The organism is Paenibacillus sp. FSL R5-0486 (genome assembly GCF_037975155.1).
Classification (GTDB): domain Bacteria; phylum Bacillota; class Bacilli; order Paenibacillales; family Paenibacillaceae; genus Paenibacillus; species Paenibacillus amylolyticus.
Genome location: NZ_CP150237.1, coordinates 6,479,573 through 6,494,002 on the forward strand (window position 1 = coordinate 6,479,573; position 14,430 = coordinate 6,494,002).

General features: G+C 41.8%; 18 protein-coding genes. 6 read left to right on the forward strand and 12 right to left on the reverse strand.

Annotated features, from left to right (window positions below):
* Positions 1–4: 4 nt before the first annotated feature.
* From fliD to MKY01_RS28780, 12 genes are all read right to left on the reverse strand, one after another.
* Positions 5–1,888 (reverse strand): flagellar filament capping protein FliD, encoded by a 1,884-nt coding sequence (gene fliD / locus MKY01_RS28725; RefSeq protein ID WP_339284423.1) that lies wholly within the window; start codon positions 1,886–1,888, stop codon positions 5–7.
* A 20-nt stretch (positions 1,889–1,908) separates the two neighbouring features.
* Positions 1,909–2,295: a flagellar protein FlaG gene (locus tag MKY01_RS28730; RefSeq protein WP_339284424.1), complete on the reverse strand. Its 387-nt coding sequence runs from the start codon at positions 2,293–2,295 to the stop codon at positions 1,909–1,911.
* 124 nt (positions 2,296–2,419) lie between these two features.
* A complete protein-coding gene (fliB, locus tag MKY01_RS28735; RefSeq protein ID WP_339284425.1) occupies positions 2,420–3,658 on the reverse strand; it encodes a flagellin lysine-N-methylase in 1,239 nt (412 codons plus the stop codon).
* A gap of 131 nt (positions 3,659–3,789) precedes the next feature.
* On the reverse strand, positions 3,790–5,517 hold the full coding sequence (locus MKY01_RS28740; protein ID WP_339284428.1) for a flagellin: 1,728 nt from the start codon (positions 5,515–5,517) through the stop codon (positions 3,790–3,792).
* A gap of 144 nt (positions 5,518–5,661) precedes the next feature.
* Positions 5,662–5,907 carry a carbon storage regulator CsrA gene (csrA, locus tag MKY01_RS28745; RefSeq protein WP_339284430.1) on the reverse strand — a complete coding sequence of 82 codons (246 nt, stop codon included), beginning with the start codon at positions 5,905–5,907 and terminating at the stop codon, positions 5,662–5,664.
* A gap of 1 nt (position 5,908) precedes the next feature.
* On the reverse strand, positions 5,909–6,355 hold the full coding sequence (locus MKY01_RS28750; RefSeq protein WP_339284432.1) for a flagellar assembly protein FliW: 447 nt from the start codon (positions 6,353–6,355) through the stop codon (positions 5,909–5,911).
* Positions 6,356–6,443: 88 nt separating this feature from the next.
* A complete protein-coding gene (locus MKY01_RS28755; protein ID WP_339284434.1) occupies positions 6,444–7,013 on the reverse strand; it encodes a DUF6470 family protein in 570 nt (189 codons plus the stop codon).
* A gap of 13 nt (positions 7,014–7,026) precedes the next feature.
* Positions 7,027–7,947, reverse strand: coding sequence for a flagellar hook-associated protein FlgL (gene flgL, locus MKY01_RS28760; RefSeq protein ID WP_127549073.1), 921 nt, complete (start codon positions 7,945–7,947; stop codon positions 7,027–7,029).
* Positions 7,948–7,971: 24 nt separating this feature from the next.
* Entirely contained in the window at positions 7,972–9,549 is a 1,578-nt protein-coding gene (gene flgK / locus MKY01_RS28765; RefSeq protein ID WP_127549071.1) for a flagellar hook-associated protein FlgK, read from the reverse strand.
* A gap of 19 nt (positions 9,550–9,568) precedes the next feature.
* Positions 9,569–10,072, reverse strand: a complete 504-nt coding sequence (locus tag MKY01_RS28770) for a flagellar protein FlgN (RefSeq protein WP_076319201.1) — start codon at positions 10,070–10,072, stop codon at positions 9,569–9,571.
* An 11-nt stretch (positions 10,073–10,083) separates the two neighbouring features.
* Positions 10,084–10,368 carry a flagellar biosynthesis anti-sigma factor FlgM gene (gene flgM / locus MKY01_RS28775; RefSeq protein WP_047840678.1) on the reverse strand — a complete coding sequence of 95 codons (285 nt, stop codon included), beginning with the start codon at positions 10,366–10,368 and terminating at the stop codon, positions 10,084–10,086.
* A gap of 173 nt (positions 10,369–10,541) precedes the next feature.
* The gene (locus MKY01_RS28780; RefSeq protein WP_076328744.1) at positions 10,542–10,949 is read right to left on the reverse strand and encodes a TIGR03826 family flagellar region protein; all 408 of its coding nucleotides are present in this window, start codon (positions 10,947–10,949) and stop codon (positions 10,542–10,544) included.
* Positions 10,950–11,303: 354 nt separating this feature from the next.
* Between MKY01_RS28780 and MKY01_RS28785 the strand changes: the two genes are divergently transcribed.
* Genes MKY01_RS28785 through MKY01_RS28810 form a run of 6 tightly spaced genes read left to right on the forward strand, consistent with a single transcriptional unit; the run spans position 11,304 to position 14,412 of the window.
* Positions 11,304–11,648 carry a hypothetical protein gene (locus MKY01_RS28785; protein ID WP_282320099.1) on the forward strand — a complete coding sequence of 115 codons (345 nt, stop codon included), beginning with the start codon at positions 11,304–11,306 and terminating at the stop codon, positions 11,646–11,648.
* A gap of 24 nt (positions 11,649–11,672) precedes the next feature.
* Positions 11,673–12,173 carry a hypothetical protein gene (locus MKY01_RS28790; RefSeq protein ID WP_339284437.1) on the forward strand — a complete coding sequence of 167 codons (501 nt, stop codon included), beginning with the start codon at positions 11,673–11,675 and terminating at the stop codon, positions 12,171–12,173.
* Between the two features lie 37 nt (positions 12,174–12,210).
* Positions 12,211–13,209, forward strand: a complete 999-nt coding sequence (locus MKY01_RS28795; RefSeq protein WP_282320097.1) for an ATP-binding protein — start codon at positions 12,211–12,213, stop codon at positions 13,207–13,209.
* Positions 13,206–13,559 carry a hypothetical protein gene (locus MKY01_RS28800; protein WP_339284438.1) on the forward strand — a complete coding sequence of 118 codons (354 nt, stop codon included), beginning with the start codon at positions 13,206–13,208 and terminating at the stop codon, positions 13,557–13,559. The genes MKY01_RS28795 and MKY01_RS28800 overlap by 4 nt, the downstream gene beginning before the upstream one ends.
* 36 nt (positions 13,560–13,595) lie before the next feature.
* Entirely contained in the window at positions 13,596–14,021 is a 426-nt protein-coding gene (locus MKY01_RS28805) for a hypothetical protein (protein WP_339284440.1), read from the forward strand.
* On the forward strand, positions 14,011–14,412 hold the full coding sequence (locus MKY01_RS28810; protein WP_339284442.1) for a hypothetical protein: 402 nt from the start codon (positions 14,011–14,013) through the stop codon (positions 14,410–14,412). Before MKY01_RS28805 ends, MKY01_RS28810 begins: the two co-directional genes overlap by 11 nt.
* Positions 14,413–14,430: the final 18 nt, after the last annotated feature.

A 14,430-nucleotide genomic window follows, 5' to 3' on the forward strand; every position in this document is an offset into this window, starting at 1 on the left:
TTAATTAGCCTAATTTAGCTAATAAACTGGACGACTGTGCCTGCATGTTTGACATTGCTTTTTCCATAGCAGCAAACTGTTTATAGTAACGATCCTCAGTACTTGCCAGATTGCGCTGCATTAGAGCAATACGACTGTTGTATTGTTTCATTTGTCTTCCAAACGGATTTTCTTCACTGAAAGTACTTGTGACATCCGTTGTAAACCGGTTTGTACCTGAACGATCGGATATCCGCTGGATCGCAACAGTTACTTTATCTGATAATTTATCGAAAATCCCGTCATTCGGTGCGCTATCAGGACCCTGGAAAAGATCTATTACTGCCTGAGGATTTGAACTGAGTGCAGTTCTTAACTTGGACTCATCCTGAATAACAAGTTTTCCATTTTCTGAGTATAAGCCAGTAGTTATACCCATGGCATTTAGAGGACCTAACTTTTCTGAAATGATTGACCTCATATCCGAGAGAACTGATTTAATGATGTCGTTGTTCTTTAACAATCCGCTTTTGGATTTTTCAGTCCATGTTATAATTTCAGACTCTTTCATTTCTTTTTTCTGCTCGTCCGTAAGTGGTTTGAAATCTTTGTATTTGGTTTCACGGATCGTGCTATTCAAAGATTTAATTAGATTATTGTAGTCATCGATAAACCCTTTAATAGATTCTAATGCTTTATCCGGGTCCGTTTGATTCTTGATGATAACAGGATTATCGACACCATTTTTCATGGTTTCTTCCTGCAGCGTCAATACCACACCATTAATTGTAAATGTATTCTTTCTGATGTTCTCCAGACTTTGATTATTCACCTTAACAATCGCGTCCACACCATCTTGTACTTTAGTCAGGGGATTTGTACCCTCTTCGAAAGGAACTGCACCTTTGAAAAGCGAAAGGAACTCATAGGAATTCCCGCCCATCTTGATCTCTTCCCCTGCATCTGCAGTGAATGTTAACTTACCTTTATCATCAAATGAAGCTGTAACTCCAGGTTGGGTTTTACTATTTATTTTACTAACCACACTAGATATGGTATCTGTTTCATTAAAAACAAAGGTCGTATTATTAATCACGAAGCTGTAACCTTTCATTTGTGCCCCAGGTTCAGGATCCTTCCCATCTTTTAATTTCTGAAGGTCGCCTAATGTCTTACTCCCCGTAATACTCTCTCCCGCACCGTTTGTTTCTATTACTGTCTTTTTGGAAAAGAGAGCGATTAATGAGTTCTTGCCTGCTGGTGTCTCTATTTTGATATCTCCAGCTGCTCCACCTGAGCGCGAAGCGAGTGATAACTTCCCGGTTGCTTCATCGTAACTTGCAAATACATCTGCTGATAAGGCTGAATTAATGGTCGATATAAAGGAAGAAATGGTTGTACTTCCGTTAAAGAGTGAATCCCCATTTTTATCCTTGAAGGTCATTCCATTGATCGTGATATCGAAGCCTTTCTTCAAGTAATCTGTACGGTCCGCATCGCTCATTGCCGACAGATCCATTCCATCGAGAGAGGCGAGTGTTGTATTTCTATTCACACCCTGACCTAGACCAGACGTTTCAAGCGTTTTGGCACTTGCCAGTTTTTCAACAGTGACTTTCATATCTGCTGTAGTTGCACTAGCTGTAGCATCCGCTTTTACAGCGGTCGTATTGCCAGAAACGACAGATTTATTCGCATTCAACGCAGCAGGATTACCATACTTCGTTGTTAGTTTATTGACTCGAAAATCGTACAAACTACTGCTTAAATCACGGTAACTCTCTCGCTGCCATTGCAGAACCTGCTTGTCCTGATTTAATCGGTCCAGCCTGAGATTTTTGGTAGCCATCATACTTTTGACCATACTATCAATATCCATGCCTGAAAAGCCGTTAACACGTGTAACCATTCTGCACCTCCAGATCTACATTATATCTTCTCATCTACTAGAATTCCGGCTAACTCCATCATTTTCGCAACCAGATCCAGTGTTTTCTCAGGAGGTATTTCACGAATGAGTTCTCCTGTATCTTTATTAAGGACTTTGACCATAATTTCATGTGTTTTTTCGTGAATGCTGATGTCGAGTGTTGTTTGCGGGCCCTGAAGTGATTTTACGGCATTCTCAATGGTCTTGATCAAATGCTCTTGACCAATGGACAGAGAGGCCCCCTGCTTCTCCAATTGGCTCAAACTCAAACCTTGATTCACAACTGCGTTCAATTCTGCTCGTTGTACTTCAGATGCTGAAGAAGAGTTTCCCTGTTGACTGACTGATGATGACGTTTTAGCGGATAATGAGAACTGTACATTCATCTTTACCACTACCTCCGGCTGCATATTTACTTTTTATATCGGCTCCCGTTAACGTTCTGATTAGAGCAATATGAAAAATATGTATAAAAAGACCTCGGATTGTCCAAGGTCTCAAGTAAATAGGTTAATTTTTAATCAAGATCGACATATATGCCATTGAGGTGAATCCATTATCTTCTAATAGCTCAAGAACATTATTGAGATATGTGGAGTTGTGTTCGATCGTTTTAGCGAATGACTGAATAAGTTTTATAACAAGTTCCTCATTTAAGCCCTTATGGAAACCAGCCATACCAATCAAATGCAGCTTAATCATAGAGAAGTGAACGACCATCATAACGTAATCATCATATACCCGGCTTCGTCCAAATGGGAATAGATTTTTGAAAACATGGTTTACAAGGTAGTTTTCGAGGATATATTCATGCTCTTCCATGTAGGGAGTATAATAATTTTCACTTGCCGCCATATATCTCTCTGCAATCTCTTCCTCTGCGGAGTCCTCAGTATACATAATCCCGTTCAGCGCTTCCACTACACATTCCATATAACGAGAGTTATGCATTCCATGTCCAAAACGGAAATCCATAAGCTCCTTACATATTTTCATCTGTACTGTTTGATTTACAGGAATATTTGCCAATGACTCTTTAGTAGCAGGATCTTCAATCATCCTTGAATACGTTGTGATGGTATCAAGAACTTCTTCCATGTTCCCATCGTCGATCTGAGATTGTATCTTCTGGTAGAACAGCCCTAATACAATCAATCGTTCTGATATTGTGTAATCACGACTTTGCAACACTTGAATCGTAAAAATCCTTAAGTCCCAGAAATACTTTGTTAATTTATTTTTGGCACTCGGATTATCGGTAACAATCTGCTTGGTAATCCAGACTTTGTTGTCTTCGCTTTCTTCAATCTCATTAAACTGAATGCCAGCTGGATTCAACAACGTAACTCTCGCTGCTTCTGGACAAGATAAGGTCGTAGACTTCTCTATTACACCATTGATGCTGTTTATACTTCTAGGATAAGTACTGCACACATTGGATAAGAAGTCTTCACCTAAAGTGAGCTGAACCTTACACAAGTTTTCCTCAGATAGGAATCCACATCTTCCTTGTTCATCCATTTTAATTTTGCCATATCTATGTTCATTAGGCTCTGATCGTTGTCTAGAGACGTTCTTATCAAATAAAGGTCTTAACTCAATATTACGAGATTTGGCATACTTCTTATAAGTCTGTTGATCAATGTCAACTCTCCATCCGACACAGCAAGAATCTTCACAGGCTGAGCCTATACAGGCAAATTCCTGCATATACTCGGGAACTAGAATGGTTCGATTTTTTGTTGTCATGAGTCTACCTCTCATTCACCTTTTGTAAATAAAAATAGATATCCTCACGTAGAAGATATCTATTTCAACTTGCAAATTTGCAAAAATCCCGAAGGAATTGGATAACCAATTCCTCCAGGAATAATTTAAAATTAACGAAGCAATTGCAGAACGCCTTGTGGCTGTTGGTTTGCTTGTGCCAACATTGCTTGAGCTGCTTGAGCCAAGATGTTGTTTTTCGTTTGGGACATCATTTCTTTCGCCATGTCTACGTCACGGATACGGGATTCCGCTGCAGTCAAGTTCTCAGAAGAAGTTCCCAAGTTGTTGATTGTGTGCTCCAAACGGTTTTGAACAGCACCCAATTTGGAACGCTCACTGGATACAGAAGCAATCGCTTTGTCTACAACTGTGATTGCATTAGCTGCATTCGTGTTGCTAGTCAAATCAAGAGCTTTCTCAGCATTTGTGTTGTTAGTTCCGTTTGTTACGTTATCTGCTGAAGAGAAGCCAGCACCTGCGCCTGTGATACCTAGTGCAGAAGCACGCATATCGTTAACACCCAAGGATAAGGATTGGTTTTGGTTCGCACCAATCTGGAATGATGCAGATTTGTCTTCATACTCAGCAGGAGCAGTTACATCAGGAGCTGTCTCTACTTTGGTTGTAGCAGTTTTCAAAGCGAATGAACCTTTGATGTTACCATCATTAGCAGTGTCTCCTGTTGCAGTGAATGAGAACTTGATACCATCCGCATCATAATTGAGAGTTTCGCCTTCATCCAAAGAGAATTTAGTTTCAGAAAGCTTCGTTCCACCTGCAGAAAGCGTAGCTGTAAATGATTTACTAGTCTCATCCCACTCAATGTCAAGCTTATCAGCACCAGCAATGATGGACTTGCTGTCACCATCAACAACAATATCAGAAACTACTGCGGAAGCAGCACCTGCACCAGCTGTGGTACCTGTAACAGTCAATGCAACTTTTTCAGCAACTGTTTTATGATCACCCGTAGCATCATTACCAATTGTTTTCAAGTCAATCGTTACTGATTCACCAGTTTTCCAATCTTTAGCATCTTCTTGAGTAAAGGAGAAGTTAATTCCTTGATTGTTGTAGGTGTACGTTTTAGTAGCTGGATCAAACGCAACATCATCAGCATTAATTTCCAAAGTTTTAGCAGTACCAGCTTTGTCTACTCCGTCAAAGTCAACGGTAAATTTATCTCCGGTACGTGTAATTTTAATTTCGTTTTTACCTGCAGCTGCAGTTTCGTCAATATTTCCGAAATCAAAACCATTATCTGCTGTACCTGTAATTTTCACATTGACATCAGCTTTGGATGTTCCAGTCCATGAAACTGGCTCAGCTCCAACTTTAATCGTTTGATCAACAGCTTTCGTTACATCTACTTTAGCTCCTGGTGTAGTTACAGCTGCTTTTGTCATGAATTTATCAGACAAGTCACCGTTCAACAATTTCTTTGTATTGAACTCAGTAGTGTTACCGATACGGTTGATCTCGGAAGTCAACTGGTTCATTTCTTTTTGCAATTCACCACGATCTTGCCCTGTGTTTGTATCATTGGAAGATTGAACTGCAAGCTCACGCATACGTTGCAGGATGGAGTGAGTTTCGTTCAATGCACCCTCAGCTGTTTGGATCAAAGAGATACCGTCTTGAGCGTTACGAGTAGCTTGGTCCAAACCGCGGATTTGTCCACGCATTTTTTCGGAAATTGCCAAACCTGCAGCATCGTCACCAGCACGGTTGATACGAAGGCCTGAAGACAATTTTTCGATGTTTTTGTTCGTGTTAGCAGTGTTAGTGCTCAGTTGGCGGTGTGTATTCAACGCCGCGATATTGTGGTTGATAATCATTAGAAATTTCCTCCCTGAAAATAAGTTAGTTCCACATCCTTGTGGTAAACGCTGCGACATTAAGGTCGGCCGCCCTGCCGAAGCAGCGTCTAAATTATATATCGACGAGAGGTGTGCAACTGTTTATAGCAAAATGGAATATTTTTAATCTTTTTTCAATTCCGAGTTACGCAGGCGTTCCATAAATGCTTCAACATTGGCGGCAAGAGGCGTAGCTGACTCCCGGTTAGCTTCCTGAATGGACGCATATATCTCCTGACGATAGATATCAATATGTTTGGGTGCAGAGATTCCGATTCTCACCGTATCTCCTTCTACAGCTAGCACCGTAACTTCGATCTGATCCTGGATGATGATAGACTCGCCTTTTTTTCGCGACAATACGAGCATCTCACACACCTCCTTTAGCGGAATTCAACTGTTCTTCTGGCCAGATCAGACAACGCGTCTCATACCCCGATTGATGTAGTACGACTTGCTTACCTGTTCGGTTCTCTGGGTTCAACACAACTGGAGCCAATAGATTCATCGTAGATCGGCTCACCTGTGTATGAATCGTGACCATAGAATACACTTCAACCTGGTCACGAATCTCAAGCTCATCTCGATCTGCCTCGGGTAATTCAAAGCTATATCCAGGAGAGAAGAGGAATGGATTAACAAGCAGGAAGGAAAGCTCTTGCTCCTGAAGAGATTGTAAATATACAAAGGGAGTATCCTCCCACGGAATTAATGCAAATTGGTGCTCATCATCGAATCCAGGCAGACCCTTGGAAAAGGAATAAATAACCTCATCTTGCACTTCGATCTCGCCCCACATACTTGTCTGAATTTTCATAATAACGAAGCCTCCCAAACAAAGATTTTACGCAAAAAGAGCTGTAGATGTCTGCTTCAAGACTGTCTACAGCTCTACTTTATAGTTGTTACATTCCGACATCAATAGCTGGTGGCGTATACTGTATTGATGCATACTGCTTCACATAGATGTCGAGTTTACCTCGCTGATACTCGATTTCAGGTCGATTGACCGTAACATTCAGCTCTGAAACGGCTGGTGTGTAATTAAGTTCCGGAGCACGAACATTGACACGAACATCTACGTTGTCGATAGATGCCGGTCCTCGCATCTCTGGAAAAGAAGTCCCCTGCCAATCCTCACCAATAATATTAGCAATCGTATTACCTGGTTTATGAATCTCTGCTAATTGATCTCCTTGTTGAACACGATTAGCAATGTTTTGTAAGAAAATCTGCTGAATACCCGAATAAATCCGAGCATTCATATCAATCATATTTCCACCATTGTAAGCTGCGAATGCTTTAGATTGATCAACATTCAGCTCTGGAGCATGACTTTGAACTGTTAACTTAGCAGGTCTTGTGTGAAGCTGCACATCCGCCTTAGGCTGACGCAATGAGAATTGCCCAAGATCAGCATCTATGCTTAATAGAGATGGTGTCGTTCTAATCTGAACAACAGGAAGAGTATTCATACCACTCCTCCTTTTATCTCAGAAAGTCCACAAGAGACGGTGATATAATCTTCGAACCTGCTGATAGTGAGGCGTTATATATGTTTTCCTGTATTTTAGATTTCATGATTAGCTCTGCATAATCTGCATCCTCAACCTTCGCCTGAAGATCCGTTAAGTTCACACCCAGATCATCGAGACGGCCCATCATTAATTCGATACGATTCGTTTTAGCACCAATTTCCGATCGAATTGCCAGCATTTTATCCATCCTGCTGTCTATGGAACCCAATTGGTTTGACAATTCTTTTTGATCCCCATCTGATAGCGCTTGAATAATGGTATTCAAAACCACAAAGAGGTTATCATCTTCTTGGTCATTCCCAAATGCCTCGTTACCCGTTACATTGATCGGCAACTGTACACTTTCGCCAACAATAAAATTGATCTTTCCTGTATCTGTCAGGACTGAAGCTGCATCCGTCGTATCGGAAGATCCATTCTCATCTTTGGTAAATTGATATGGTTTAATATCATATGTTTCACCATTAAAAACATATTTACCATTTAGTTTACTATTCGCTACATCAATAAGCTGTTCTTTTAACTGATTAACTTCTTCTTTGACGCTATCTAGAGCAGATTGAGGGTTCGTGCCAGTGGATGCTTGTACGGTCAACTCACGCAAACGCTGCACGATACTCCCTGCTTGATCCATGACTGTATCATTAAAATCTAGCCAAGATGTCGCACTATCCACATTCTTTTGATACTGTTCATTAGATGCGAGTTCCGCACGATAACGTAAAGAGTAAGTAATACCCACCGGATCATCAGAAGGCTTGTTAATTTTCATTCCTGAAGCCATCTGAGTCTGCGTATTATTCATCTGCTGTGCATTTCGGTTCAGGTTCAAAAGTAGCTGTGAACTGAGCATATTATTCGTTATTCTCATGGTTTGTTATGTCACTCCTTTCTATTATCTGCCTACTGTTCCAGTAGAATTAATTAATTTATCAAGCAATTCATCATAAGTGGTCATAAATCGAGCAGATGCGTTGTATGCATGTTGGAACTTGATCATATTGGACATCTCTTCATCCAAAGATACGCCGCTCACAGATTGACGACGAGTCTCTACTTGCTGGACAAGAAACTCAGTATTAGATGTCTGACGAGCAGCTTCCTGAGATTGAACCCCAAGCTGTCCTACAATTGCACTGAACTGTGCACCAATTGTGGCGTTTCGCAGGCCATCCGTAGATTTAATCGATGTATCCTTTAGATTGGCAATGAGTATAGCAAGGGTGTTATTCCCTTTAACCACCGTTTCCGTTCCAGAAGCATCCGTCGTAGTGCGCAAAGATGAAGCTATTTTGTTCGGATCGGCCAAAATCTCGGCATTCAAGGAAATATTACCAGCTGTTATGCCGGTGGATACCGGATTAGCTGGGTCGGTTCCTGCCACTGTGAAAAATGGAATCCCTGCAGCCGAGGCACCATCCAAACTGTAACCAAGCTGATGCAAGCCATTAAATCCTTTTACAATAACGTCTTTTAAGTCTGTTTTAAGAATACGGTCATCCCCAGAGTAAGTAACTCCATCTATAACCGTATTTTCAGGTAAAACAGAACCTGCAGGAATCGTAATTTTGATATCCCCGTTAGCTAGCGTGTTGGCGAGTTCATCCATTTGCTTCTGATAATCACTCACCAAGGTGTCTCTGGACTTAATCATCCCGTGAACCTCACCATTGGTGAGTGTTCCTGCAGTATAAGCCGTGTTCAGATAGTCCGAAGTTACCTCCGTCGTTACAGCTCCACCTGTAACAAGAGCTTCTCCATTCATCTGAATCTGATAACCTTGTGGAGAATCTGTAACGGAAATATTCATGATTTTGGACAGTTTATCTGTCATCAGATCACGTTGGTCACGTAAATCGTTGGCATTGTCGCCAAGAGACTCGACTTTTACAATGGCACTATTGAGGTTTGCAATGTTACCAAGGTAGCCCTGAATCTCATTACTTTTCACAGCAATATTGCTATTCAGATCTTCGCTAAGCGCACCCAATTGGCGGCTAATCTGATTCATCGCATCCGTAAGAGCCAGTGTTGTTTCCTTGACAATACGACGTGCTGTAACGTCCTCAGGGTTTTTACTCAGATCGGACCAGGATTTATAGAAGTTATCCATAACGGTCCGAAATCCGGTGTTGGAAGGTTCGTTCACAATGGCTTCCAGTTTCTCAAGTGTATCTCGTTGAATGGACCAACTCCCGAAGTTGGTATTTTCATTGCGATACTGGTCATCCAGGAATTTCTCGCGCACACGCGTAATCGAATCGAACTCCACCCCTGTACCGAGCTGTCCTGGTGTAGTGCTGTGCAGAAATGCAAACGGCTCCATGGCAATGGATGCCTGCATGTTTACCTTTTGCCGCGAGTACCCTTCGGTGTTGGCATTGGCTACGTTATGACCTGTTGTGCTAAGAGCTGTCGTCTGTGTGAACAAACTGCGTTTAGCCGTTTCGATTGAATGAAATGTAGATGTCACCTGGTTTCCCCCTAATTAATCAGGCACGCGTGTCAAACAGACCGATTCGCCCTGGATTACCGTTCTTATCAGCAGGATGCTGATATGTGGCATCCTGTTCTGGCCGAGAAGCAAAGATATCCATTGAAAGATCAATAAACATCAACGATTGCTCGATCAGCTTTTGATTCAGTTGATTAATTTCTTTTAACTCCTGCAGTGTTCCCGCCAGCTTCTTCTGGACTTCAAGCAATCGCAGTTTGTCAGCCGGATCAAAAATCAGCTTCGAGATCTCGGTGATATTCAGGTTCAGCATGGACTTGATGCCCCGCTCCTGAAGCAATTCGTGAACTGCGCTCTGCCGTTCAATCTCCAATGGCTCCTGTTGTTTCATGAAACGGGATTCTTTGTTCAGAACGGCAATGAGTTCATCCACATCGTTTTTGACAATAACCTGTCTCTTGACCTCGCTGAGTGCCAGCATATCGCGGTGACTTTGTTCCATTTGCTGCAAAACTGCAATTAATCTGTCCAGTGCTGCCATTACGTGATCACCTATTCCTTATCAAAAGACTTAAAATACGGCAGCAGCTTGTCAGCAAGCTTGCTACTATCTACCTGATACGTTCCCGAACTCACCTGTTCCTTCAGTTCCTGTATCCGTTGTATGCGTCCTGCATCTTGTGTACGACTTTGTTCCTCAAGCATCTTCATCGCCTCCGGAGAAATGGATACTTCGTCCTTACGGCGGCTCTTCTTGGCATCAGCCTGCTGATTGGATTCAACGTTCCTCTGATATGAATTGATGGCGCCAATTCTACTCGGTTCATTGATTTTCATTTAAATTGCACTTCCTTCCAAGATAAGATTTTAAATGGATATACGTTTTTCTTACTTTATCTTTATGTTATCGAAATGATTAGGATAATAAAAAAAACCGATAATCTTTAATAAGTTTATCGGTACGTTTCAAAACATTTGTTATAGCAAGATCTGTATTTAAGACCTCGTTCCTACGAATCGCGTAGTTTGTCGACAGCATTGTAGGTTCGTCCGCCTATATTGCCGTTATCCTTCTGACCTACATCACGAGCTGCACTAGCCAAGTCTTTCGTCAAGCGATGACGACAAGAGTCACACATATGACCTTCACGAATCAATGTTCCGCATACTTCACAAGGATACATCATATTCGGGGCATTTTCGATGGAAATCCGTCCCTCACGGATGAACTTGGTAATGGTTTTGATCGAAACTTCTGTTGCATCAGATAGTTCCTGGATATTGGTGCCTTTGTTTTCGCGCAAATAATCTACACAGATCTGATATTCCTGTTCCATTTCCTTAATACAATTCGAGCATACATCTCGAAAATTCAACGCATATAATTTACCACAGCGAGGACAATTACCTAGATTCATCGCTAAAACGCCCCTCTCAAACTTCCATTTCCGAATAGATAATAATTATACATTACCTTATTTTCTCTGATGAATCCATAGTCTATTTACCAATACATCATGTGGAAAGGATGCATGTATGCGCAATATAATAAGGTCCTTTAACTATATAAAAATTGACTTTATCTCGAAATAAACTCTTTAGCCGAAATCATCTTTTCGTATTCAAACAACTAATTGGACATAATCATATTAAACTTAAAAAATATAGACTACCAATATAGTCCATGTTTCATTATTATTACTAGGTAAGAATTACTATATATAGGCAATATAGATCACCCATATTGCCCAGATGAGGAGATAGAGAGTCAGATGATTATAACTTCCTTGATCGTCGCAGCCACCTTATTGGTAGGAGGAACGTTGATCGTAACCTTCTGGAATGAAACCATTTCGTGGCTAAAGCGATCCATCCAAAAAGTTCAAGAATGGATTCAACGAACGATTTATGGGACCAAGCTGTTTTTACGTAAGATGGGCAATGGCTTTCAAGAGACATCAAAGCATTATGTGAAAGATCACAATGACCGCTGGAACGAAACAGTGACTACGCGGGAAGTATCAGCGGATCAAGTCCCGCCTGAAATAAGGCAAATGGCGCAAATGGGCGTGGATCGGGATATAACTAACGAGTTGGCAGCGAAGCTCCATACATAAATATGATGAGAGGAGGAATTCGGAATGGCTATCATACTTGGTATCATAGGCATTATTTTAGGAATCGGACTCATTGTGTTTCTAGTCAGTCTGGTCATTTCTCTGGTTAAGCTCTTGTTTGTTGCACTGTATTACATTGTGAAATGGGCCCTGATCATAGCGGTTCCTGTAGCGATTTTTGCTTTTTTCATATATCTGTTTACTGTCATCGGTGCTTGGACACTTATTGTCATTGTTGCCTGCGTCTTGGTGATTTGGCTAATCCGATATCTGGGTCCGGAAACTTTAGAAAACCGCGTAACCCGAGTTTTCCATGAGAATGAGATCGCATCAATGGAAGATCTCCTCAACAAGGTAGAGGGTGTTCCTAGCAGACAGGCTCTTGTGAACGTACTGGAGCAATTACATCAGCAGGGCAAAGTGGAGTTCATTGAGTTCGGTTTGGAAGGTAGCATATTGTTCCGCTGGAGCGAACAAAGGGATTATCCGCAGGGCGTCATCACTACACATCTTATGGTAGATTAATGAACCTACCTCAGCAAAAATAAAAGGAGTTGTACATATGGCAATCGGTAAAAGGTTAGATCATCAAGTAGTCCATACGGAGAGCTACGCAAGTTCTGAGGCAAATCCCGTAACAAATGTTTCAAAGGCAGTTCAAGAAAACGGACAAGTGGGGAATACCCCCTTCTCTTTTATTCCTGTAACTCCTAAGTATAGCTTTAACGATGTTATTTTGCCCGAAAAAACACTGGATTCAATTCAAAATGCCTTGGCAATTAAAGAACAAGGTGATCTGGTCTTTGGAACTTGGGGTCTATCCCAAACGCACAAACATGCCGGAAAAATCGGTATCAACCTTTACGGCCCCCCAGGTACAGGCAAAACAATGGTAGCGCATGCGATTGCCAACCGTTTGAATATGCCACTAATGATAATCAATTATGCGGACATAGAGTCCAAATATGTAGGCGATACACCCAAAAACCTAACCAAAGCTTTTCAGACCGCTGAACAAACTGGCAGTGTGCTTTTTTTTGACGAAGCAGATGCTATTCTTAGCCGTAGAGTCACTAATATGAACAATGCTACAGATACGAGTGTGAATCAAACACGTTCTGTAATGCTTACCCTGCTTAATGATTACAAGAGCATCATTCTATTCGCAACCAATTACATATCTAATTTCGATCCTGCCTTCATGCGGCGCATATTGGCTCATATCGAGTTTGAATTACCGGGTGCCGAGGGACGTGCCAGATTGCTTCGGAAGCTGATTCCGTTGCAAATGCCTAATGATATTCGGATTGAAGAAGCTGCCCGACAATTTGACGGCATCTCGGGCAGTGACATTTCCAATGCCGTTCTTATGGCCGCATTCAAGGGTGCTGGCACTCCTGAACTTATTGTAAGACATGATCACTTAATCGAAGCACTCAGCTCTATTAAGAAAAGTATCCAGGCCAACAACAATGTAACGATTGAAACCACACCGGTAAGCGAGGCATATGTGATGCAACAGCTTGGCAATCAATTTATCCATGGAGGCCAAAATTCATGATATTTACAGCATTGTTAGTCGCAGCTGGGGTAGCAGCAACGGTAGGGATTATTTCCGCATTTTGGGATGATATCAGAAAATGGTTGAATACGCTGGTCAAAAAAGTGATGAAGGCAGTCAAGGCCGCGGTCATTGGTGTAAAGGTCTTTGCCAAGAAGATAGCCGAGGGCTTTCAGGAAATTGCCAAGAGCTATCAACTGGATGAGGAAGGAAAATGGCATGAGACAACCGTAACCAAAACCGTTCCGGAATCTGCGGTGCCACCGGAAATTCTAGCAAAAGCGAAGAGAATGAACCAGGAGGTCGATATCTCGCAGGATTTGGAGAAAGAACTAAAGCTGGTTATATAAATGGGTAGATTATTTTGAGTAGATGGAGGCGAAAAAATGCAGGAACCTGTGAAGAAATCTCGTAAAAGTATTATCGATCAGTTAGAACCGTTGGAGAAATATGTGTGGGAACTAGTAGAGGGAGTATTCGCCAACACAAAAAAGAATTGTACCATTGATGAACTTGCGCAATTATATGACAAAGAAACGGATGAACTGATTCTGGACGCGGTACGCAGAGAAGGCCTCGTCTTTGTCGGCGGAAAGCTGTATATCGCAATTACAGATGATGAGCTTGGTTATGTGGTCGGTGTGGAAATTTACTTCAAGCGACCTGATGGAGAATGGGTCGTCAAGAAAAACCAGGCAGCGCCAAGGCCTCTGGATATCATGTTGCTTGACAGCAGGAGTGAGCTTAAGCGGTTGAAGCAAATTGAATTTGAACTCACAGAACCGGAAGCGGGTGGGAAGCGTGTTTACTAAAGTGATTGCCATTGGCAGTGCGCTGCTTGCTGTCACGGTCACCTATGCACTGTTTAGAAGAAAACGAGTGAGTCCTATCCTTCTGCATGAACTGGCAGACCGATATTCTGAAGGAAGTGACAAAGTTATTCTGGACGAGATGGAGCGTGGAGAATTAACATTTATTTCAGGCCGTCTGATCTTTGATTATGTGCTGGTTAGCCGAAAAATAGCTGTAAAAACAGAGTTTTATTTTCAAAACATCAAGGGTGAATGGATCAAAAAAATGCATGAGGAAGTATTGTCGAGCCGTGTACTAACCAAAGAAGCAATAAGCGAGCTAGCGGATGTCCAGCGGGTCGTTTTTGAAATTGAGGCCCCCAAGAAGACAGCCCCAACCGTTGCGTATTAAGAGGAGGTAAGAATACTA

Bases quoted from the DNA above. Each gene is read 5' to 3' on its own strand.
- fliD (WP_339284423.1), bottom strand. From the start codon at position 1,888: ATGGTTACACGTGTTAACGGCTTTTCAGGCATGGATATTGATAGTATG.
- MKY01_RS28730 (WP_339284424.1), bottom strand. From the start codon at position 2,295: ATGAATGTACAGTTCTCATTATCCGCTAAAACGTCATCATCAGTCAGT.
- fliB (WP_339284425.1), bottom strand. From the start codon at position 3,658: ATGACAACAAAAAATCGAACCATTCTAGTTCCCGAGTATATGCAGGAA.
- MKY01_RS28740 (WP_339284428.1), bottom strand. From the start codon at position 5,517: ATGATTATCAACCACAATATCGCGGCGTTGAATACACACCGCCAACTG.
- csrA (WP_339284430.1), bottom strand. From the start codon at position 5,907: ATGCTCGTATTGTCGCGAAAAAAAGGCGAGTCTATCATCATCCAGGAT.
- MKY01_RS28750 (WP_339284432.1), bottom strand. From the start codon at position 6,355: ATGAAAATTCAGACAAGTATGTGGGGCGAGATCGAAGTGCAAGATGAG.
- MKY01_RS28755 (WP_339284434.1), bottom strand. From the start codon at position 7,013: ATGAATACTCTTCCTGTTGTTCAGATTAGAACGACACCATCTCTATTA.
- flgL (WP_127549073.1), bottom strand. From the start codon at position 7,947: ATGAGAATAACGAATAATATGCTCAGTTCACAGCTACTTTTGAACCTG.
- MKY01_RS28770 (WP_076319201.1), bottom strand. From the start codon at position 10,072: ATGGCAGCACTGGACAGATTAATTGCAGTTTTGCAGCAAATGGAACAA.
- flgM (WP_047840678.1), bottom strand. From the start codon at position 10,368: ATGAAAATCAATGAACCGAGTAGAATTGGCGCCATCAATTCATATCAG.
- MKY01_RS28780 (WP_076328744.1), bottom strand. From the start codon at position 10,949: ATGAATCTAGGTAATTGTCCTCGCTGTGGTAAATTATATGCGTTGAAT.
- MKY01_RS28785 (WP_282320099.1), top strand. From the start codon at position 11,304: ATGATTATAACTTCCTTGATCGTCGCAGCCACCTTATTGGTAGGAGGA.
- MKY01_RS28790 (WP_339284437.1), top strand. From the start codon at position 11,673: ATGGCTATCATACTTGGTATCATAGGCATTATTTTAGGAATCGGACTC.
- MKY01_RS28795 (WP_282320097.1), top strand. From the start codon at position 12,211: ATGGCAATCGGTAAAAGGTTAGATCATCAAGTAGTCCATACGGAGAGC.
- MKY01_RS28800 (WP_339284438.1), top strand. From the start codon at position 13,206: ATGATATTTACAGCATTGTTAGTCGCAGCTGGGGTAGCAGCAACGGTA.
- MKY01_RS28805 (WP_339284440.1), top strand. From the start codon at position 13,596: ATGCAGGAACCTGTGAAGAAATCTCGTAAAAGTATTATCGATCAGTTA.